The organism is uncultured Senegalimassilia sp., from assembly GCF_934636665.1.
Taxonomy (GTDB): Bacteria; Actinomycetota; Coriobacteriia; order Coriobacteriales; family Eggerthellaceae; genus Senegalimassilia.
On the sequence record NZ_CAKUAT010000002.1, the window covers coordinates 114,911 to 136,185 of the forward strand.

The following is a 21,275-nucleotide window of genomic DNA, read 5'->3' on the forward strand; positions in this document are numbered from 1 at the left end:
ACGTAGCGTTATGTGTCCGAAACCCGCATACTTGGCGAACGCTCGCATATAGCGCAAAAGCCGTCGTTGACGACAGGTCCATCGGCAGATGGCTTCCCGATAAGCCCGTCATCTGGGCTTCACGTGCAATTGTCCCCCGCCGACATTGCGCGTGATACACTTTCCTCTTGTAGTTTCAGGCAAGTCAGGAGTGTTATGCAGAACAACGGAAAGCATTCGCGCCCGGACCAGGCATATGGGCAACAGGCCAACCGACCCGCCAACATGGGCCGGCAAGCACCGGCGCGCCCGCAACAGCCATACGGCCAGCAAGCATATCAACGCCCCCCGTATCAGCAGCCGCGCTACGCCCAACAACCCGGGCAGCAGCAGCCGCAAAACGGATACGGCAACCCCTACGGAAGGCAGGACTTCAACTTCCAGCCACTTCCGAACAACCATGAGCACGACGGCATGATCCGCGTGAAGAAGAAGCGCCGCAAGAAGCACACCAAGCTAATCGTCTGCATCGTCGTCATCGCGTGCCTGCTGGTGGGCACGTGCGGCTACGGCGCGGCGCTGGCGCTGTCCGCCAAGGACGTGAAAGCCCAGGCAGAGACCGCGCTTTCCAATGTCAACGGCATCCAAACCGCCATCGCCGGGCAGGACTTCGCAACGGCGGCGAAGAGCGCCTCCAACCTACAGTCCTCGGCTCAGGCCATGAACGAGGAGCTCTCCTCCCCCGTTTGGAACGTGGCCGCTATGCTGCCCGTCGTGGGCAGCGACGTGAAGGGCGTGCAGACCATCGCCTCCGCCCTAGCCGACGCATCCGACAACGCCATCGTGCCGCTGACCACCAGCCTGTCCACCACGCCGCCGTCGGCGTGCATCGACGCCAACGGCAATCTGAACATCGCCGCCATCACCACGCTGCTCGGCGCTATCCAAAACGGTGCACCGGCCATGCAGCGCTGCACCGACGAGCTGACCTCGCTTCCCGCCTTCCATATCGAGAAGCTGCAGAAGCTGGTGGGGCCCGCCCAGGAGAAGATCACAGGCATCAACGACGTCTTCCAGGAGGCGAACACCTTCGCGCCCATCATCGGCTCCATGCTCGGCGCGAACGGCAACCGCACGTACCTGCTGGCCGCCCAGAACACCGCCGAGATCCGCGCCTCGGGCGGCTTCCCCGGTTCCATGGGCACCGTCTCCATTGACAACGGCGCCATCGAGCTGGGCGATTTCACCAAGGTCTACGACATGATGGCCGAGGAGACGCCCGCGCAGTGCGCCATCACCGACGAGGAGAATGCGCTGTTCTACCCCTGGTACACGCAGTACTCCTGGGACAACAGCTTCAACCCCGACTACCCGCGCGTCGCCGGCATCTGGGCGGCGGCCTATCAGGAGAAGAGCGAGCAGTCCGTCGACGGCGTCATCTCCATCACCCCGACCATGGTCCAGGACCTGCTGGCCGCCACGGGCGACAGCTTCACGCTTTCGGACGGCACCACCATCGACGGCACGAACGCCACAAAGGTGCTGCAGCACGACCTGTACTGGAAGTACCTGTCCAGCGGCTCGAACATGTCCGAAGGCAACGACCTGTGCGACGCCCTGTTCGCCGAGGCCGCGGAATACGCGTTCGATTCGGCTTTGGAGAACATGAACGCCTCGTCGCTCATGAAACTGGTCTCCACCATGATGGGCGGCCTTGAGGATCGCCGCGTCATGATCTGGCTGGCCGACGCCTCTGAGCAGAGCTACATCGAGGACATGGGCTATTCGGGCTCCATGACCGCCGCTTCCGAGCAGCAGCCCACCCTTGGCGTGTTCGTCAACTTCTGGGCTGGCAGCAAGCTTGGCTGGTGGCTAGGTATGGACACCCAGGTCTCCAGTCCCGTCACGGGCAACGACGGGTCCCGCACCTATCACGTGACCACCACGCTGACGAACTTCATGACCGCGCAGGAAGCGAAGCAAGGCGGCAGCTACATCGTCTCGGACAACGACAAGAGCCTAGGCGACGCCAACCCCTTCATCTACTTCTACGCTCCTGCGGGCGGCACGATCTCCGACGTGACGGCATCGAACGGCGCCACGCTCGGCAAAGCCACCTATCAGGGTCTCGACGTCACCTTCACCTGCCAGGTGGGCGACTTCTCGGTGCTGCCCAAGCCGAACAACCCGCTGCCTGTGGAGTCCACCGTGACCTACAGCTACACGGTCACCCTGCCGGCAGGCGTCGAGGGCGACCTGCAGCTGGCCACCACGCCGACGCTGACGAAGTACCACCAGTAGAAGCAACGCGGCTTATACGCCATGAGAAAAGACCCGGGGACACTTCCCCGGGTCTTTTGCGTTCGCTTGTCTACATATGGAATCCGAATGGGATGGCGTTCGCCTCCTGCGGCATCTGACACTTGGGGACGTAGCACTATGCGTCCGGTCCCTTCACATGCGAAACCCATGGAGAGCGAAACTAGCTTGCCACCCAGCCGATGCACTAAACGCGTGAAAGGACACCGGTTTCCCGCAACCCTTCTACATACGGAACCCGAAGGGGATGGCGTTGGCCTCCGGCGGCATCTCGCCTAGCCAGCGGGTAGATGCCGTTTCTCCCAGCGTGAAGGTTTCGCCATCGTAGGTCACCTGGGTAACGCTAGCATTCTTGATCTTGAGCGGATCGTTCACGCGCGAAGGATCCAGCAGGTACATGACCGATCGCACCACGAACGAGTGGGTGACCACCAGCACGTTGCCGCCGCCTGCGGCAAGCGCCTGCTTCCCGGCTTCGCTAAAGAAGCTCTCTAGGCGCGCCTTCACCTGATCGAAGCGCTCCGCGCGCCCGGTGTCGTCCTGATCGGCCAGCACCTCGGCAACTTGGGGCAGGCGACGGTTCAGCTCATCGAAGGGCAAATCCTCTCCGAAACCGCGGGCGAGCACGTCATGCAGCTCGGTTCCCGGCCCCGCTTCCAAGTTGCCATAGCACCATTCGCGAAGGCGCGGATCGGGAACGTGGATGAACGGCAACTCAGCCTGCGGGTTCTCCTCGGCCCTGGCGGCAAGCACGGCATTGAGCGTTTGCACGGCGCGGCCGGCATCACTGCAGTAGGCCTGCGCGAACGGGACCTCCGCCAGGCCCCGGCCCAGCAGGCGAGCCACGCGGATGCCCTCGTCGGTAAGCTGCGAGTCGCACCAACCCTGCACGCGGCTTGCGACGTTGTAGACCGTCTGCCCGTGCCGCGTGATATAGAACGTCACCGCGCCGTTGCCCGAGGCCAACGGCGCCTGAAGATCCTTCTCTTCCAAGTTTCCGCCTTTCCCATGCAAAAGCGCCCGGATGCCCGGGCGCTTTCCCTTGCAGCGCGTTTTGCGCACCGCAAACCGTTTCGTTAATCCCCGTAGTTCGCCAGGAACAGCTTCGTGCGCTCCTGCTGCGGGTTGTTGATCACCTGCTCGGCAGGACCCTCCTCCACGATGTAGCCGCCGTCCATAAAGATGATATGGTCGGCGACATCGCGGGCGAAGCTCATCTCATGCGTGACGATGACCATGGTCATATGCTCGTCGGCAAGGTCGCGGATGACCTTGAGCACGCCCTTGGTGAGTTCGGGGTCAAGGGCGCTGGTGGGCTCGTCGAAAAACAGCACGTCGGGGTTCAAGGCCAAGGCGCGCGCGATGGCCACACGCTGCTGCTGGCCGCCGGAGAGCTCGCAGGGAACCATGTTCTCCTTGCCCTCCAGCCCCATTTTCACCAGAAGCTCGTGCGCCTGGGCCACGACCTGGTCCTTCGGGCGCTTTTGCACGGACAACGGCGCGTCGGTGATGTTCTTCAGCACCGTGTAGTGCGGGAACAGGTTGAAGTTCTGGAATACCAGGCCGAAGCGCGTTTTCGCCTGCGAGAGCACGGCCTTTCCGCCGTACACCGAGCCGGAACCGCCGTCGGTTGCCACGGCAAGATCGCCGTAGGACAGGCTGCCGCCGTCAAGGGTTTCCAGCAGCGTCATGCAGCGCAGGAGCGTGGATTTGCCGCCGCCGGAAGGGCCGATGATGGCGACGACCTGACCCTGCTCCACCGACAGGGAGATATCTTTGAGCACCTCGGTCTTACCGAAGCTTTTACGTGCGTGCGAAAGGGAAACAAGGGGGTTAGTCATGATAGTAGTTCATCCTTTTCTCGACGCGGTTGAGCACCATGACCACCACGAAGTTGAACACCCAGTAGATCAGACCGGCGATGACGTAGGGCATCATGCTGGTTTGAGCGGCGGCGATAGCCTTGGCCTGCGTGAACATCTCCATGATGCCGAGCACGAACGCCAGCGACGTGTCCTTGACCAGCGTGATGACCTCATTGCCCATGGCGGGAAGGATGCGCTTGAACACCTGCGGCAGGATGATCTTCATGAAGGTCTGCGTGCGCGTGTAGCCGAGCACCTCGGCGGCCTCGTACTGGCCGCGCGGTATGGACTGGATACCGCTGCGGTAGATCTCGCCGAAGTAGGCCGCGTAGTTCAGGATGAAGCCGATGCAGCACGCGAAGTACTTCCAATCCGGGCCCATAGAGGCACCGAACAGGTAGAACGGACCGAACATCCACATCATCAGCTGCAGCATAAGCGGCGTGCCGCGCATGACCGATATATAGAACTGCACCAAAAGCGACAGCGGCTTGAACTTGCTCATGCGGCCAAGCGCCACCAGCACGCCAAGGGGCAACGCGCCCACAAGCGTGATCACGAAGATGATGGCGGTGAACTGCAGGCCGGAGAGCAGCAGCCCCATCATGGTTCCGAATTCCATTGGTCTCCTTCCAAGAGAAACGCTCTTGTCTTAACACGCCGAACGCCAACCTTCGCAGGTTGGCGGGGTACATCAGCCGGAAGGCCGGGGATGCTTCCCCGGCCCGCCATGCACGCGAACGCTGTTGGATTAGCGTCGCATCGTGCATAGGGGCAAGGGTTCGCATCTCCGGCCCTAATAGGATACGCTATCAAGCTGCTTGCCGGGGGCAAGCGGGGGCATTACTTGCCGAGCACCCAGTTGTCGTAGCTGATGCCGTAGCTTGCGTACTTCTCGCACAGCTCCTTGACGGTGCCGTCGGCGTCGAGCTGCTTCAGGGTCTCGGTGACCTTCTGGGCCAGCTCGGTGTCACCCTTCTTGAAGCCCACGGCGTAGTGCTCGGTGGACAGCGGGGTGGACAGCTGCACGTACTTGTCGGGGTTCGCGGCGATCTGGTACTGGGCGATGGACAGGTCGCAGGCGACGGCGTCGATCATGCCGGAGTCAAGCTGCATGAAGGCGTTGTTATAGTCGCCGATGGTCTGAGCGGCACCGCCCTTGAAGGTGGCGGCAACCTCGGCCTGGTCACCCTCGAGCACGTCAAGCGCCGCGGAGTCGACCTGGGTCATGACGGTCTTGCCGGACAGGCCCGCGAAATCGGAGATGTCGCTACCGGCCTTCACGACGATGACCTGCTCATTGAGCATGTAGGGGTCGGAGAAGGTGTAACCGTCCTCGCGGCCCTCCATGGTGAAGCCGTTCCAGATGCAGTTGATGTTGCCCTGGGCCAGCAGCGCGTCCTTGGCATCCCAGTCGATGGCGGACAGCTTCAGCTCCCAGCCGTTCTTGTCGCACACGGCCTGAGCCAGATCCAGGTCGAAGCCGGTGTACTTGCCGTCGTCGCCGACGAAGCCGTACGGCGGATAGCTTTGGTCGAAACCGACCGTAAGGGTTTCCTTGCCGTCAGCAGAGTCGCCGCCGGTCTTGTCACCAGAGCCCGAGCAACCCGCCAGCAGGGCGCCGGACAGGGCCAGCGCGGCAACGCATGCCACCAGGCCGAGGAGCTTCTTCTTCATGTTCCCTTCCCTTCCGCGCATGCCCGCAGGCATGGCTGCTTGGTTCCTTAGCAATCACTTTATCACAGTAGAGTGCTGAAGTGAAGTATACCAGACGCGCAGGAACGTGCAACCGCTGGCGCGAAAACGACCGCGAACGGCACAAGATGCGCTAACGAACCTTCCACGCGATGACCGCGAACAAACACAGCGACAGCACGGCCGAGAAGCCGAACGCCAGGTGGTACGGCAGGGCCGCAAGCGCGTCCGGCGCGGCCTGCAGCCCGCCGGCCAGCCCGCCGCGGGCGGCGATCCCCTGCCCCGCCGAGATGGCCAGCACCATGGCCGACGTGCCGAAGCTGGCGCAGGCTTGGCGCACCGCGATGGACAGCGAGCTGCCGTGGGGCACGAGCGGCCGCGGCAGGTCGGCCAGGCTCCACTGGGTGAGCGGCCCGATGAGCAGCGACACGCCGCATGCGCGCACGCCCTGGAACACGACGGCCTGCCACAGCGGCGAGGCGGCGTCCAAAAAGCACATGGGCACGGCACCGGCGGAGAGCAAAAGCCCGCCTACCAGGCACACCCTTCGCGCGCCTATGCGGTCGGTCAGCACGCCGCCGAGCGGGTTGAGCACGAGCGCGGCGACGGTTCCGGGAAGCAGCACCATGCCCGCCTGAAGCGCCGTGCCGCCGCACAGGCCTTCCACATACAACGGCACCACCAGCGTGACGCCCATGAAGGAGGCGAACAGCAGATTCTGCGCCGCAAAGCCCGCGTTAAAACGGCGCGAGCGGAACACACCCAGGTCGATGAGCGGGCTGTCCAGACGCTTTTGACGCACGATGAACGCCGCACACACGGCCACGCCCGCAACAAGCGGAATCCACACATACGGGCTGCCCAAGGCGAAGGACGATGCGTTGCTGAAGCCCAGCAGCACGCCTCCCAGACCCAAGGTGGACAGGATCAGCGATCCAGCGTCCAAGCGGGCCGAGGCGTCATGCGGCTTCGAGGGCTTCACCAGCGCCAAAGCGCACAGCGTCAGCACGCAGGTCAACGCAGCCAACAGGACGAAGAAGCTTCGCCAGCCCCACGTCGATGCCATGGCGCCGCCCACGGTGGGCCCGATGTTGGGCGCGAAGCCCATGGCCACCCCCGCGATGCCCATGGCCGTTGCCTGACGGCCCGGAGGGAAGCTGACCATGGCGATGGTGGTCATGAACGGCAAAAGGATGCCGGTGGAAACCGCCTGCAGGACGCGCCCCGCTAGCAGCACCCAGAAGCCAGGCGCTGCCAGGCACATCAGCGAGCCCGCAAGCGACAGGCCCAGGGCAAGCAGGACATGCTGCCGTGCGCTGAAGCGCCTGGAAATCCAGGTAACGGCCGGCACGGCAACCCCGAGCATGAGCATATAGCCGGTGCTCAGCCACTGGCCAAGCTCCACGGTAACGCCCATATCCGCCACGATGCCCACCATCATGGCGTTCACGGCGGTTTGCGACAGGTTGCCGCACGCCGCAGCAAGCACCACGAGCGCGAACAGCGCATATGCAGCACGTTTGTCGGTTGCAGGCAAAAGCCCCTCCTTTCGCAAGCCGCTCGAGCACGGCAGAACGGGCATGTCGAAGCACCAGTGAACAGGGGCCGCGGCTGAACAGGGGACGGAGGTGTGTTCACGCTGCACGCACCGCCCGAGCCAATGACCAGGCGCGGCAAAACGGGCGTGCGAAAACGCAGGTGGACAGGGGGCGGAGGTGCGTTCACGAATATCCTTCGGGGACGCAGGGTGCCCAGTGCGAAAACACCCCCGTCCCCCGTTCACACCCACCTGGCCCGTTAGTTGAAGCGTTGCTGGGTTTTCTCCAGGCCATCGGTGACCAGGCCCAGGGCCGCCTGGCTTGCCAGGTGCGTTGCCTGGGCGAAATCGTCGGCCTGCTCCTTCTTCGGACGGCCCAGCACCCAGTCGACCACCGGCATGCGTCCCGGCGGGCGGCCGATGCCGCAGCGCACGCGGAACCAATCCCGCGTGCCCAGCTTGTCGCAGATGCTGCGCAGGCCGTTGTGGCCGGCGTGGCCGCCGCCGAACTTCACGCGGATGGTGCCCGGGTCGATATCCAGCTCGTCATGGATGACGATCAGGTGATCCGCCTTCACGCCATATGCGTTCATCAGCTGCTTCACCGGCCCGCCCGACGTATTCATATAGCTTTGCGGTTTTGCCAGCACCACATCGTGGTCGCGCCACACGCCCTTGGCCGTGAGCGCGCCGCACTCGGTCTTCCAATAGCGCGCGCCCGCTTCTTCCGCCACCAGATCAAGCGAATCGAAGCCGGCGTTGTGGCGCGTGTGCTCGTATTCCTCGCCCGGATTCCCCAGGCCAACGATTAGAAACATAGGTCCTTCCAAATCACCGATGCGCAACAGTTAGAAAGGGGCGCTTCTGCGCTGCACTTTCGCCTAGAACCGAAAACAGGGTTTGCCCTGATTTCGGCATACGGCGAAGGCAAGCTGCAGAAGCGCCCGCGGTGTCGTATATGCTGCCGGCAGCGCGCCGGCGGATACGGCTATTCGAACAGGCTTGCGACGGAGCCGTTGTTGTACACGTTCTTGATGGTCTGCGCGAACAGCGGGGCCAGCGTGACCACCTTGATCTTGCCGGTTTGGCGCTCGAGCGGCACGGGCACGGCGTTGGTGACCACGACCTCCTCGATGCAGGAGTTCTCAAGACGCTCGTAGGCAGGGCCGCTGAACAGGCCGTGCGTTGCGCAGGCGTAGATCTTCTTCGCGCCCTTGGCCTTGAGCGTGGTGGCTGCGGCCACCAGGCTGCCGGCGGTGTCGATCATGTCGTCGTTGAGAATGCAGATCTTGTCCTTCACGTCGCCGATCAGGGCCGTGATCTCGGCCTGGTTGTGCTTCGGACGGTCCTTGTGCATGATGGCGATGTCGCAATCAAGCAGCGTGGAGAACTTCTTGGCGGCCTTTGCGCGACCCACGTCGGGAGACACCACGCACAGCTCCTCGGACTTGAAGCCCTTCTGCTCGAAGTAGTCCACGAAGATGGGCATGGCCGTCATGTGGTTAACCGGCTTGTCGAAGAAGCCCTGGATGGCGTCTTGATGCAGGTCGATGGCGATGATGTTGTCGGCGCCGGCGGCGGTGAGCAGGTCTGCCACCAGCTTGGCGGTGATGGGCTCGCGCGGAGCGGCCTTGCGGTCCTGACGCGCGTAGCCGTAATGCGTGATGACGGCGCTGACGCTGTGCGCGCTGGCGCGCTTGGCCGCGTCGATCATGATGAGCAGCTCCATGAGGTTGTCGTTGACGTCGAAGCCGTTGGGGCTCGAGCACACGGACTGCACGATGAACACATCGGCGCCGCGGACGCTTTCCTGGTAGCGAGCGTAGATTTCGCCGTTGGCGAACTTCTCCAGCTTCACATTGCCCAGGGAGATGCCCAGCTCCTGTGCGATCTCGTCGGCCAGCTTCAGGTTCGAGGAACCCGAAAACACTGCCATCCTCTTACGCTTTTCCATTTCCGCAGTCATGCGCGTGCTCCTTCGCATCGCTTCGCAGTTGTTCATACGGAAGTCATTCTACCTGGCGGAAAAGGAAAAGGCCAGCTGGCACGCGAACCCTCTATGAGGACTTCACGGCCAGCCGGCCCTGCGGATTGCGAAAGGCTTATGGCAGACGCGGTTTACTTGCCTTCCGCGGCCTGACGAGCGCGCTTCTTGGCGGCCCAGCCGGGGATCTCGACCTGCTCGGGGCGCGTGAGCGCCAGCGCGTCGGGCGCCACCTCCTTGGTGATGCACGACGCCGCGCCGATGATGGCGCCGTCGCCGATGGCCACCGGGGCCACCATCATGGTGTCGCTGCCCACGAACACGTTGTCGCCGATGGTGGTGGGCCACTTCTTCTTGCCGTCGTAGTTGCAGGTGATGGAGCCGGCGCCGATGTTGACGCCCTCGCCCATGGTGGTGTCGCCGATGTAGCTGAGGTGCGGCACCTTGCTGCCGCGGCCGATGGTGGATTTCTTGATCTCCACGTGCGTGCCAGCCTTCGCGCCCTCGCACAGGTGCGTGCCCGGGCGCAAGTAGGCGCGCGGGCCGGCGGTTGCGGCGTCGTCGATCTGAGCCTCGATGGACACCGTTTCCTCGATGACGCAGCCGCGGCCGACCTTGGTGTCGGTCAGGCGCGTGTTCGGGCCGATGACGCTGTCCTCGCCGATTTCAGTGGCGCCCATGAGCATGACCTGGGGAAGCAGCTCGACGTCTTGGGCGATCTTCACATCAGGGCCGATCCACACCTGGTCGGGGTCGACTATGGTGACGCCGGCGGCCATGTGCGCGTGGTTGATGCGACGCTGCATGACCTTGGTGACCTGGGCCAGCTGGATGCGGGAGTTGACGCCCAAGCACTCGGTGGCGTCGTCGGTGGCGAGCGCAAGCACGGGGCGGCCGGCGTTGCGGCAGATCTCAAGCACGTCGGTGAGGTAGAACTCGCCCTGGGCGTTGTTGTTGCTGACCTGGGCCAACGCGTCGAACAGGGCGCGCGCGTCGAAGCAATAGAAGCCGGAGTTGCACTCGTTGACCGCCGCCTCCTCGGGCGTGGCATCCTTCTGCTCGACGATGCGCTCGACCTGGCCGTCGGCATCGCGGATGATGCGACCGTAGCCGGTGGGGTCGTCCAACTTCATGGTGAGCACCACCACGGCGGCGTTGTTCTCGTCGCGCACCTGCGCCAGGCGGGCGATGGTCTCAGGCTTGATAAGCGGGCAGTCGCCGGTGAGCACCGAGAGCGACCCGTCGAAGCCGGCGAAAGCGTCGGCGCAGGCGAGCACCGCGCCCGCCGTGCCGTTCTGCACTTCCTGCACCACCACCTGCGTGTCGCCTTCGACCAGCGGGACGACCTGCTCGCGGGCATGGCCGACCACCGTTGCCACCTGGGTGACGCCGGCGGCGTGGGCGGCATCGACCACCCAGCGCACGAGCGGCTTGCCCAAAACCTCGTGGGCCACCTTGGGCTTTTTGGACTTCATACGGGTGCCCGCGCCCGCAGCCAAAACGATAGCGGCAGCTTCCATGCGATCCTCCTTGGTCGAAAACGCGGGCGCCGCGAATACGCAGCGCCCGCAAGCGCGAACGCCGGTTTTGCCGGCGAGGCGCCATAGGCCGATGCGCGCATGAGCGCATCGGCGTTGCAAGCGATTGAACTGCCAAAAAGTATACCGCAACGATTCCCTTGCGCGCCGCGCCTGCGCAGCTTGCGCACACAGCGGCGGCGGCCCCGTCGCAAACGGCAGCGTTCGGGAAGCGAACGCAGGAAAGCCTACGCCACGCCGCGCGGGTCGGACAGCACCCAAGCCGAGGCGCAGCGTCAGAAACCGAAGAGCTGCACAAGCCCGAGCGCCAACGCGAGAGACCGAGCCGATGCAGGGCCGATAATCTTTTCGCAAGCGCGCCCTGCGGCGCGCCGCGCGCCTATGCCACGCCGCGCGGGTCGAGCTCCTCGTCGGTCTCCAGGTCGTGCAGCATCTCGCGGCCCTCGAGCGCGGCCTCACGCGCCGCGGTGGGCAGCGCCTCCAGGTTGCCATCGCCGCCTTCGACGGCCGGGTCCACGAACGCCACGCCCTGCTTCTGGGCGCCGCGCGCCTGCACCAGCAGGAAGGTGAAGCCCAACACGCCCGCCGCAAGCGACGCCAGCAGGATGCCCAGCTTCGCCGTTGCCACCAACACCGCATCGGTGAAGGCCAGGTTCGCCACGAAGATGGCCATGGTGAAGCCGACGCCGCCCAGGATGGATGCGCCCAGCATGTGCTGCCAGTTGACGTTCTCGGGCAAGCTGGCCAGCTTGAGTTTCACCACCAGGAAGCTCATGAGCATGATGCCGAGCGGCTTGCCCACCAGAAGGCCGAAGAAGATGCCGAAGAACACCGGGGAGGCGAACAGCGACCCCACGTCCATGCCGGCGAAGCTGACGTCGGCGTTGGTCAGGGCGAACAGCGGCAGGATGCCGAAATACACCCACGGGTACAGCTTGTGCTCAAGGCGCGTTGCCGGCGGCACCACCTGGCGCGCCACGTGCGACAAGTGCCGGACGGTTTCCATATAACGACCCTGAGCCAACACGGGCTCCTCAGGATCGAAGGCACGGTTCGCCTCGCGGACCTTGGTATCGGACCAGGTGGCGAAGGTGCGCAGGTTCACGCGCGAGCCGGACGGGATAGCGAACGCCAACAGCACGCCGGCGATGGTGGAGTGCACGCCCGACATATATACGCAGTACCACAACAGGGCGCCCACCAGCATATACGGAAGCAGCGAGTACACATGCCCCCTGTTCATGGCAACGAGCACGGCAAGCACCACGCCCGCGACGAGCAGCCACGCCAGCGAAGGGCTTTGACCGTAGAAGATGGCGATGACCAGGATGGCGATGATGTCGTCGGCCACGGCGAGCGTGGACAGGAACACGCGCACGCCGGCCGGCACACGGTTGCCCAAAAGCGCCAGGATGCCCAGCGCGAACGCGATGTCGGTTGCCGTGGGAACGCCCCAGCCGCCTACGGTTTGCGGGTCGGCGGCGTTGAACACCAGATAGATGGCGATGGGGGCCAGAACGCCGCCGACGGCCGCCATGATGGGCAGCAGCGCTTGGCGGATGTTGGTCAACTCGCCCACCGTGAGCTCGTATTTCACTTCCAAGCCCACCAAGAGGAAGAACACGGCCATGAACACGTCGTTGATCACGTGCGCAAGCGACATCTCGACAACGGATTCGCCGAAGAAGAAGCCCACATGCGAATGCCAGAACTCCAGGAACGGCTCGTGCGCGGCGGTGTTGGCCACGATGAGCGCCACCACGGCGGCGAGCAGCATGGCACCGGCGGCCTTCGTGGACGAATGCGTCAGCTGGATGAGCTTCTGATAGCGATGCTGATGGCCCTGCACCTCTTTGATATAGATACGGCTGTCGGTCATGTCCTGCCTAACTTGCGGGAAGCGCCTACGCCGCCCGCGAAACGAAGCTTGCTATTTCATAGGGCCCGTTCCGTGGCGAAACGAGCCGGCGGAGGTTCGGAACGCCCCTTTCCGCCTTTCGCGATAAGCGTCTTGCAGGCCGCTTCGCGGATTCGGCACAGTCTATCATGGCGGCGCTGAGATACGCCCGGGAACGTGGCGTTGGCGTTTTCAAATCGTTTACGAACGAACCCGAAAATACCGGGAATTCGCCGGTTAAATCAACGTAAAGTGCGCTATGCTGTACCTACAGATTCGACGAAAGGGGATAACCTGCCACCTATGCTGTAAGCGCTTTTTATGGCTCTGAGCAGGAAAAACACCGTCGGTCTTTTTTGTCCGCCGCGAAGAAGAGGTGATTGACATGAGCATTACCGTCACCGGACGCAAAATGCCTGTAACCGATGCGCTGCGCGAGTACGCCGAAGACAAAATCGGCAATTCCATGAAGGTCATGGACATCAATCCGCTGGATGCCGAAGTCGTGCTGCATGTGGAGAAGAACCCCGCCAACGCCACCCCCGCTATCTGCGAGGTCACGCTGCGCACCAAGGGCCACATCGTACGCGTGGAGGAGTCCGAAGAGGACATGTACGCCGCCATCGACGTTGCGGCAGCCAAGGTTCTTCGCCAGCTTCGCAAGTTCAAGACCCGCGTGCTCGACCGCAAGCCGCGCGAGGCCGCAGTCGCCCCTGTCGGCGAGTTCGATCCCGAGAGCCTGATGGCGGAGTTCACCGCCGATGAGGAAGTCGTCCGCGTGAAGGAGATCGAGTTTGCGCCGCTGACCGAGGAAGAGGCCCTGGTGCAGATCGACCTGCTGGGTCACGACTTCTTCGCTTACACCGACCGCGACACGAACCTGGTCAACGTGCTGTATCGTCGCGACGACGGCGGTTACGGCCTGCTGAAGCAGACGGAGTAGCGCGAACGCATCGCATCTGGCGAATCGCCAGTGCGGAACATACGCATTTTGCAAAGGGGCGGCCTTCGGGCCGCCCCTTTTCGTGCGCGCAACTGTGCGGTTGCAAGCAAAGCATATCGAGCTCGGGCAAGCTCGAGTCCCGACTGCGCGGGCCAGCCACGAATAGGGCGCGGTCGAATCGAGCTTTCTCGCAAATGGGTGCGAAGGTCGCATCGGAACCTTCGCACCCATACAAGACGAAGACGACCCGGGCGCTTCGTTGCCCGCTTCCCCATTATCAGCCTGAAGGCAACAAGCAACCGGAAAAGCAAGGACCGGCCCCGGGCAATTCCAGGGCCGGTCCTCAATAGCAGACTTGACAGTCGGCTATGATTATTGCGCTTTGGTTTGCGCAGTCGAGCGTGCTAGCCGAGGGTTAACGCGCTCGATAAGCTTTGCGGCTTACAGGGAGTCGATGTACTCGACCAGCTCGCCGACGGTCTTCAGGCCCTCGGGCTCGCCGAAGTCCACGTCGCACTTCTCCTCCAGGTCGCAGATCAGCTCGACCATGTCCAGGGAGTCGATGCCCAGGGAGTCGAACGTGGAGTCTTCGTTGACGGACTCAGGGTTGATGTCCAGGTTCTCTTCCAGGACTTCCTTAACGGTGTCGATGGTAGCCATGATGGCGGTCCTTTCTCAAACATTGCAATGTTCGTATGGTAGCACACGCCGCGCCGCGCGCCCGGTTTTGCCCCGCGTCCCACACGTACGAACCATACGTGTTACGCAGGTGAACCATGCGGGCAGCGGGAGGCTGAGGTGCAGGCAAATCTAAGAGTTGCCCCTACCCCTAATTCGGACCCCGCGGACGAACGTTCGAATCGGCTTCCGAGCGAAACCTGGCGGCGGGGGGCGGAAGCGGGCTCTATTCGCCCGCGAGCAACCCCGCTTCCCGGAGGGCCTGCTTGGTTTGCGCGATGCTGTACAGGCTGCCGAACGCGCAGATAATGCCATCGGGACCGGCGAGCTCAGCGGCCTTGCGGGCTGCTTCAGCGTAGGTTTGCGCTGCACAAATGGGCAGGTTTGCGTCGACCGCGGGCACTTCCGCGGCTATGCGGGCGGCTTCTGCGGCGTAATCTGCGGCGGGCAGCGCTCGGGGGTTGTCAGGCGTCACGGCGACGAACGCCGCCGCATGCGGGAGCACCGTGCGTAACATGGTGGGATGATCCTTGTCCGCCATGACGCCCGAGAGCAGCACGGCTTTGCGGCCGGCGAACACGTCGGCCAGCGAATCGGCGAGCGCCTGGGCGCCCTGCGGATTGTGACCGCCGTCTATGACCACGGTAGGCTTGCCCGGCATGTGCGGCAGCACCTCGAAACGGCCGGCCCAACGCGTGGCGGCAACGCCGCGTTCGATAGCGGATTGCGGGATATCCCAGCCACGACGCTGAAGCGCGAGCACGGCCTCCAAAGCCAGCGCGGCGTTTTGCGGTTGATAGCTGCCCAGCAAAGTGGTTTCGTAAGCGTTGCCCTTGTAGGTGAAGGGACGGATGACCGCAGGCTTGCCGGATTCGATTCGCTCGGGATCGAGATGGCGAACAGACGCGATGTCCAGCTCGTGGAAATCGGGCTGCGCAACCGTGCAGCCTGCCGCGTGCGCCGCCGCTTCCACGGCTTCTGCGGCCTCAGGCTCCTGCGGCCACGACACCACGGAGCTTCCCGGCTTGATAATGCCGGCCTTCTCCGTGGCGATCTTGCCGATGGTGTCGCCGAGCAGGTCGGTATGGTCGAGGCCGATGCGCGTGATGACGGCAACATCAGGGGCCGCGATGACGTTGGTGGAGTCCAGACGACCGCCAAGACCGACCTCCAGCACCGCAACCTGGCACCCCACCTGGACGAAATGCAGAAGCGCTACCGCCGTCATGAGCTCGAACTCCGTTGGGTGGTCACCGGTTTCCACCGACATTTGCTCAGCCTGTTCACGCACTTGCAGGGTGACGCGCGTAAGGTCAGGCATGCCGATGTTCTTGCCATCCACGCGGATCCGTTCCTCGAAGCGCTCGATGAACGGGCTGGAGAACCACCCCACCCGATAGCCAGCGGCCTGCAGCACGTTGGCGATATAAGCACACGTGCTGCCCTTCCCGTTCGTGCCCGCAACATGAACGATGCGCAGATCGTTTTGAGGATCGCCCAGGCGCTTCAGCAGCTCGCGGATGCGGTCAAGGCCCAAACGCGAAGCCTGCCAACGGGGAGCGTTGATATAGGCGATAGGATCGAAGTCTTGCGGAGGGTTTTGCGGCATATGTTGCGCCCCAGGCTGCGGCGCGCTTTGCGGAGTTATTTGCGGCATACGGGATTCACCTTGCTCGAGCGTCTTTTATTCGTAAGCAGGTTAGCACGGGATGACAACCCAAGCCCGAGTGTGCGCAGGTTCTACAAGCTAGCCGGCAATCGCGTCGCTGCGACATCTTGCAAACATCACCGATTGCTGCCCGACATTTGGGGACGGAGGCTATCTGCCATAAAGCCCTCAATACATGCGTGACCGGCTCGCCCCACGCGATAACTCGACCCGAAGCTTGCGCTTTTATATTCGGGCAAACCAGCCGAACCGCGTTTGCCCTCCACGACTTGGGCGCCTAGCCGGTATTCTCCTCGATTCCGGCTCCTTTTATTTTCGTTGCCCCTTCAAGCGCTTCCGCCGGCTCTCTCCCCCGTTGCGGCTACTGCCCGTTTTGTTGCTCCGCCTCTTTCGCGGCTTTTGCCTTTTGCTCGTCCAGTTGATGGAGCACCTGGCCTAGGGTAACGAAGTCGTTTTCCAGGGCTTCGCGCTTTGCGCCGTCGTAGAGCGCGGCGGCGGGGTGGAAGATGGGAAAGACGAGGAACTTGCCCGCTCGTTGGACGCGACCGTGCAGGCGCGTGATGCCCACCTGCGTCTTCAGGACGAACTGCGTAGAGAACTTCCCAAGCGTGACCAGGACTTCCGGGTCGATGGTGCGCGTTTGCTCGCGCAGGAAGGGCGTACAGGTCTGAATCTCCTCCGGTCGCGGGTCGCGGTTTCCGGGAGGGCGGCACTTCAGCACGTTGGCGATGAACACGTCCTCACGGCGCAGACCGGCGCACCCGAGCAGCTCGTTGAGGTAGTGCCCGGCGGCGCCGACGAACGGCTCGCCTTGCAAGTCCTCGTTTTTGCCCGGCGCCTCGCCGATGAACATCACGCGAGCATGAGGATTGCCCACGCCGAACACCGTTTGCGTACGGCCGTCGCACAGCGGGCAGCGGCGACATGACTCCACCTGCACGCGCAGCTCATCGAGCGGAATATGCGGTTTCGGCATGGTTTGCCCCTTTCCGTGCATCGGACGGTGACGTGCCCATCGCGTAGCTGGTGGGTTTGCGAACCGCGCAAGCAGGCAACGTTTTCCTTGGTCAACAGCCTAGCACAACAGCGAAAAAAGCGCGGTAAACGAGGTAATGATTGGAAGTCCATAGGGGATGGCTGCCGCATCCGCAAGCAGCGGCCGGCAATGCCCGCATGGGGCGAACCACCCAGCCTGGAAGGTACAAAATGCAAGTTCTGGACGGTTTTAAACCACCGTTCGCGCGCCGCCCGCGGGCGGTGGGACGCCGTTGCCAACGGTTGCGTTAAATCGCGGAAACATCGGGCTGTGGCGGGCTTGCCAGCTGCTACGATGAACGGTAAGTCGAATCATCTGCCTTAAGGAGAGACCATGCCTACACGCGATGAGAGAAAAGCCGCCGCCGCGAGCAACCTTGCGCTGATGCGCGGGGCGTTCGCGAAAGACACCCAGGAAACCATCGACGCCGCCGTCATCTACGAAGACGGCGAAGGGCGCGAGCTTGAGCTGCCCGAAGTCGAGGAGGGCGCGGCAACCACCACCAGCGTGACCAGCGATTTTACCGTGAAGGCGGTGCATAGCGCGAAGGGTAAGACCGTGGTCGTGGACCCGTGCTCGTTCATGCGCCCGGGCGGCGCGTACGAGGATGGCGCTTTCGGGCCCGAGCAGATCCTGTGCTCGGAGAGCAATCTGTACCCGGTTTTGTGCGGCTGCAAAAGCACGTATCATGCCGCCAACCGCGGGTTTGCGTCCGGCCAGCTTTACACCGACCGCGCGCTGTACCTGCCCCAGGTGGCGTTCGTCCACGACGGCGATATCCGCCGTGCCGATGTGCTGGCCATCCCTGAGCCCAACCGCATCCATGCGTTGGAGAATCACCGCTCCGAGCGAGAGGTCGAGACGGCGTTGCGCGCCCGCGTGGAGGCGCTGCTGCGCATCGCTGCAGCCAACGGGGCCGAAACGCTGATCGTGGGCGCGTTCGGCGCCGGTCCGCAGGGCTTCGATCCCGAGGTGGTCATCGAGTTGTTCCGTGCCTGGATCGCCGCGCACCCCGGGGCCATCGACCACATCACGTTCGCCGTGCCACGCGCCGTCTTCACCCCGTTCGAGGATGCGTTCGGCGAAGCGCGAGAACCCGAGCCCGTCGCTGTCGCACCAGCCGAAACCGAAGAGAACGACGAGGACGATTTCGACCCCAACGACCTGCCCGAAGGCATCACGTTCCGCTCCTAGCGCATCTGCTCTTGAAGCGAGGCGAAGCTGGCAAAAAGCCAGGGCGTACGCGAAGCGAATCGCAAGCACGAGATGATTGTCGGGCGCGCACGCGGGGCAAAACAGCAGCGGCATGCCCGGCGCGGAACCCAAATAGAAAAGAACGCATCCAGGACGAAACGAAGCATCAAGAGCGAAATGCGTTTCAACGCACACGAGGCAAAACATGGGTAGCGAAGACATAGTCAGGGAGTTCACGGTTTGCGGGAATCGCGTAGCCGTGCACACGCCGGCGCATTGCGCAGGCGAAGCGCGCCCTGATGCCGGCGAGGGCCGATCCAGCGAAGCGAACCCGGCCCTCCCGGACGGCCTTCCGGTAGTTTACCTGCATGTTCACGATGGCGATGGGTCCGAGGTGCGGTGTCTTTGCCGCGAGCTTGGTTGCCGGGATTTCGTGCTTACCGCCATACTGCCACGTTGCTGGAACGATGATCTGACGCCTTGGGAATGCCCCGGGCTGTTCGCCGACGACGCGCCGTTCGCGGGCAAAGCGGCCGAACAGCTCCGCCTGCTTGAAAGCGAGATCATCCCGCGCGTCGAAGGGGACGCGCCGCGCAAACCCGAGCAACGCTTGCTGGCAGGCTACTCGCTTGCGGGACTGTTCGCCACGTGGGCCTGCTTCAACAGCGCCGCGTTCGGGCGCGTTGCAAGCGCATCGGGGTCGCTGTGGTACCCGGATTTCACCGGCTATGCCGCCGCGAACGAGTTCGCCCGCAAACCCGCCTGCGCATATTTCTCGCTTGGCAGCAAGGAGGCGCGCACGCCCAGCCGGCTTTTGCGCAACGTGGCGCAAGGCACGCGCGATGTCGTGGAGCTGTTCGAAGCCAGAGGCGTGCCCACCACATTCGAGCAAAACCCCGGCAACCACTTCAAGGAACCCGCCCTACGCATGGCGAAGGGCATCGCTTGGGCATTGAGCAAATAACCCTTTGGACCATCGGAGAAGACGCAACAACGTGGCTTTTGCGCTCGGGCAAAAGCCACGTTTCCGTCTAGGAGGCACCGCAGACTACTGGCTAGGCAGGTTTGCAAGTCGCAAAAGCGCGCCTCACGAGCGTCATCACCCTCGCTGCCAGCTGAACAGACTCGACACCAACAGCACAACCCGCCCACTACTAAACAGGGTGCGCCGGCTCGAAGGTCGGCGCACCCTGCAACGTTATTCCTTTGCGCGAAACCGCAGCGCGGCGAACCCGCTACTTGCGGACCACATTCTTGCCGCTCTCCAGTTCCTTGCGCGCCCAATGGCCCCAGTGGTACAGCGCATCGGACTCGCTGACGGTACCGTCGCCGAACATCAGGCGGATCGTGCCGCGATATGGCTGGAAGATGCCCGCACCCAGGAAGATATGCGCCAAGCCGAACACGGCGATTAACAGAAATCCCAGGTCATGCAGCCACAGAATAACGCCAGAAGCACCGCCGAAATCCACAAGCCAGCCGTTGAGCACGAGCAGCACGCCCGTGACGCCCATGAGCGCGCCCGCCAGCCACAGCATGCCGTCGGCGAAGCGCTGACCGGACTTCACCTCGTCCTGGTCGGGCATGTGGATCCACTTCGCCATGAACAGGTACGGGAAGAACAGCAGCATCCACTTCTTGTCATCGCTGTTCCACTTCGCGAACAGGTTCTTGAACACATGCGCAACGCCCTTCGGAGCCATGATGGCGCTGATCAGCGGCACCAGCACGAACACGGCGCCGATAACGCGATGCGACATGCGGATAGTGAACACCGCCTGCGCGCCAAGGGCCTGACTCAGCGCCGGCACGAACACGAACAGGCCCGATACGCACAGAAGCAGGCAGCAGACGATGGTGATGCCGTGCGTCCAGCGCGTCTGGCGCGAGTGACGCTTGATGCGCCGCTCTCCCGCCGCGGCCTCGCGCCTCAGGAACTCCTGATCGCTTGCCCAATCCTGCGGGGAAACGCTCACGCTCTTGCCCATTATCGGCCTCCCTTCCGGCCAATGTTCTCCGTGATGTGCTCCATCACGCTCATCTCATCCTGGCCATCGCCTTGCTTGACGACCACGCCCTTGTCGACGTCGATGGTGTCGCCCGTCTCGGGGTTGTAGGCCAACTTATCGCGCTTGTACCCTGCGGCAAGGCCGAACATGGCGGCCAAGCCCACCACCGTCAGGCCGGACAGGGCGCCGGTGATCGGCTTCATCACGCGGGTCATCTCCACCGTCGCCGGCACCTGCGGATGCTCGACCATGCCATGGGCCTCGTAACCGTACTTCAACACGTGCAGCACATGCGTGGGATAATCATCGGAATCGCCGGCCACGCAAGCGTTCTCGTAGCCGCGTTCGCGCAGCCATGCGACCTTCTCGCGGGCGGTGGCTACCAGCTCATCGCGGTCGCCGAACGTCAGCGCATCAGGCTGGCACGTGGCCACGCACGCCGGCTCCATGCCGTGCTTCACGCGGTCCAGACAACCCGTGCACTTCTCCAGGCGAAGCTGGGCCAGCGGGCCCTCGCCGCCGACGTAGCGCGGGACGTCGAACGGGCACGCGCTCGAGCAATAGCCGCACCCGACGCATTGCGCCTGGTCAACGTTGACGAAACCCGTGTCCGGGTCCTGGGTGAGCGCGCCATGCGGGCACACGGCCACGCAGGGCGCGCTGTCGCAATGCTGGCAGCTGCGGCGCCCGAACGCCCAGCCGATGGGCTTGGTGGCAAGCGCGGCGGCCGGCTCGGTCTCGTTGAACGAGATGATCAGGCGCGTGGTGCCGTTGATATCGGGCGGGTTCTGGTACGTTCCAGTGAAGCTCGCCGCGCACGCGTTGAGCTCCGTGGGGCTGGGAAGCTCGTTCCAGCATTTGCACGCCACCTGGCAGCCTTTGCAGGCGGTGCATTTGGAGGAATCGAACAGAATCGCTTTCTCAGACATGTT

General features: G+C 63.5%; 18 protein-coding genes. 4 read left to right on the plus strand and 14 right to left on the minus strand.

Going from position 1 to position 21,275, the window contains the following annotated elements:
• Nucleotides 1-195: 195 nt before the first annotated feature.
• Entirely contained in the window at nucleotides 196-2,280 is a 2,085-nt protein-coding gene (locus Q0G75_RS01250; RefSeq protein WP_294415797.1) for a DUF4012 domain-containing protein, read from the plus strand.
• Nucleotides 2,281-2,523: 243 nt separating this feature from the next.
• On the opposite strand, the gene Q0G75_RS01255 is transcribed toward Q0G75_RS01250, so the two are convergent.
• The 9 genes from Q0G75_RS01255 to nhaA form a co-directional block, all read right to left on the minus strand.
• On the minus strand, nucleotides 2,524-3,291 hold the full coding sequence (locus Q0G75_RS01255) for a histidine phosphatase family protein (protein ID WP_294415799.1): 768 nt from the start codon (nucleotides 3,289-3,291) through the stop codon (nucleotides 2,524-2,526).
• A gap of 83 nt (nucleotides 3,292-3,374) precedes the next feature.
• A complete protein-coding gene (locus tag Q0G75_RS01260) occupies nucleotides 3,375-4,139 on the minus strand; it encodes an amino acid ABC transporter ATP-binding protein (RefSeq protein ID WP_294415802.1) in 765 nt (254 codons plus the stop codon).
• Nucleotides 4,132-4,785 (minus strand): amino acid ABC transporter permease, encoded by a 654-nt coding sequence (locus Q0G75_RS01265; RefSeq protein WP_042435683.1) that lies wholly within the window; start codon nucleotides 4,783-4,785, stop codon nucleotides 4,132-4,134. The genes Q0G75_RS01260 and Q0G75_RS01265 overlap by 8 nt, the downstream gene beginning before the upstream one ends.
• A gap of 221 nt (nucleotides 4,786-5,006) precedes the next feature.
• On the minus strand, nucleotides 5,007-5,840 hold the full coding sequence (locus Q0G75_RS01270) for a transporter substrate-binding domain-containing protein (RefSeq protein ID WP_294415804.1): 834 nt from the start codon (nucleotides 5,838-5,840) through the stop codon (nucleotides 5,007-5,009).
• Between the two features lie 151 nt (nucleotides 5,841-5,991).
• Nucleotides 5,992-7,395, minus strand: coding sequence for a DHA2 family efflux MFS transporter permease subunit (locus Q0G75_RS01275; protein ID WP_294415806.1), 1,404 nt, complete (start codon nucleotides 7,393-7,395; stop codon nucleotides 5,992-5,994).
• 260 nt (nucleotides 7,396-7,655) lie between these two features.
• Nucleotides 7,656-8,213: an aminoacyl-tRNA hydrolase gene (gene pth / locus Q0G75_RS01280; RefSeq protein WP_294162596.1), complete on the minus strand. Its 558-nt coding sequence runs from the start codon at nucleotides 8,211-8,213 to the stop codon at nucleotides 7,656-7,658.
• Between the two features lie 170 nt (nucleotides 8,214-8,383).
• Nucleotides 8,384-9,361 (minus strand): ribose-phosphate pyrophosphokinase, encoded by a 978-nt coding sequence (locus Q0G75_RS01285; protein ID WP_181859389.1) that lies wholly within the window; start codon nucleotides 9,359-9,361, stop codon nucleotides 8,384-8,386.
• Between the two features lie 152 nt (nucleotides 9,362-9,513).
• Nucleotides 9,514-10,899 carry a bifunctional UDP-N-acetylglucosamine diphosphorylase/glucosamine-1-phosphate N-acetyltransferase GlmU gene (gene glmU / locus Q0G75_RS01290; RefSeq protein ID WP_294415808.1) on the minus strand — a complete coding sequence of 462 codons (1,386 nt, stop codon included), beginning with the start codon at nucleotides 10,897-10,899 and terminating at the stop codon, nucleotides 9,514-9,516.
• 397 nt (nucleotides 10,900-11,296) lie between these two features.
• Nucleotides 11,297-12,796 (minus strand): Na+/H+ antiporter NhaA, encoded by a 1,500-nt coding sequence (gene nhaA, locus Q0G75_RS01295; protein ID WP_294415810.1) that lies wholly within the window; start codon nucleotides 12,794-12,796, stop codon nucleotides 11,297-11,299.
• 403 nt (nucleotides 12,797-13,199) lie between these two features.
• On the opposite strand from nhaA, the gene raiA reads away from it, so the two are divergent.
• Nucleotides 13,200-13,757, plus strand: a complete 558-nt coding sequence (gene raiA / locus Q0G75_RS01300; RefSeq protein WP_042435669.1) for a ribosome-associated translation inhibitor RaiA — start codon at nucleotides 13,200-13,202, stop codon at nucleotides 13,755-13,757.
• Between the two features lie 441 nt (nucleotides 13,758-14,198).
• Here raiA and Q0G75_RS01305 read toward each other — a convergent pair whose 3' ends face one another.
• The 3 genes from Q0G75_RS01305 to Q0G75_RS01315 all read right to left on the minus strand — a co-directional run bounded on the left by Q0G75_RS01305 (nucleotide 14,199) and on the right by Q0G75_RS01315 (nucleotide 17,080).
• Nucleotides 14,199-14,417: an acyl carrier protein gene (locus Q0G75_RS01305; RefSeq protein ID WP_294415812.1), complete on the minus strand. Its 219-nt coding sequence runs from the start codon at nucleotides 14,415-14,417 to the stop codon at nucleotides 14,199-14,201.
• Between the two features lie 244 nt (nucleotides 14,418-14,661).
• Nucleotides 14,662-16,044 (minus strand): folylpolyglutamate synthase/dihydrofolate synthase family protein, encoded by a 1,383-nt coding sequence (locus Q0G75_RS01310; RefSeq protein WP_294417687.1) that lies wholly within the window; start codon nucleotides 16,042-16,044, stop codon nucleotides 14,662-14,664.
• A gap of 421 nt (nucleotides 16,045-16,465) precedes the next feature.
• Entirely contained in the window at nucleotides 16,466-17,080 is a 615-nt protein-coding gene (locus tag Q0G75_RS01315; RefSeq protein ID WP_294415816.1) for a uracil-DNA glycosylase, read from the minus strand.
• Between the two features lie 393 nt (nucleotides 17,081-17,473).
• Between Q0G75_RS01315 and Q0G75_RS01320 the strand changes: the two genes are divergently transcribed.
• Nucleotides 17,474-18,334, plus strand: coding sequence for a TIGR02452 family protein (locus Q0G75_RS01320; protein ID WP_294415818.1), 861 nt, complete (start codon nucleotides 17,474-17,476; stop codon nucleotides 18,332-18,334).
• A 205-nt stretch (nucleotides 18,335-18,539) separates the two neighbouring features.
• Nucleotides 18,540-19,298: an alpha/beta hydrolase-fold protein gene (locus tag Q0G75_RS01325; RefSeq protein WP_294415819.1), complete on the plus strand. Its 759-nt coding sequence runs from the start codon at nucleotides 18,540-18,542 to the stop codon at nucleotides 19,296-19,298.
• A 271-nt stretch (nucleotides 19,299-19,569) separates the two neighbouring features.
• Here Q0G75_RS01325 and Q0G75_RS01330 read toward each other — a convergent pair whose 3' ends face one another.
• Together Q0G75_RS01330 and Q0G75_RS01335 are read right to left on the minus strand one after the other, a co-directional pair.
• Complete coding sequence (locus Q0G75_RS01330; RefSeq protein WP_294415821.1) at nucleotides 19,570-20,322, minus strand: cytochrome b/b6 domain-containing protein; 753 nt, start codon at nucleotides 20,320-20,322, stop codon at nucleotides 19,570-19,572.
• Nucleotides 20,322-21,272, minus strand: a complete 951-nt coding sequence (locus Q0G75_RS01335; RefSeq protein WP_294415823.1) for a 4Fe-4S dicluster domain-containing protein — start codon at nucleotides 21,270-21,272, stop codon at nucleotides 20,322-20,324. Before Q0G75_RS01335 ends, Q0G75_RS01330 begins: the two co-directional genes overlap by 1 nt.
• Between the last annotated feature and the right edge of the window lie 3 nt (nucleotides 21,273-21,275).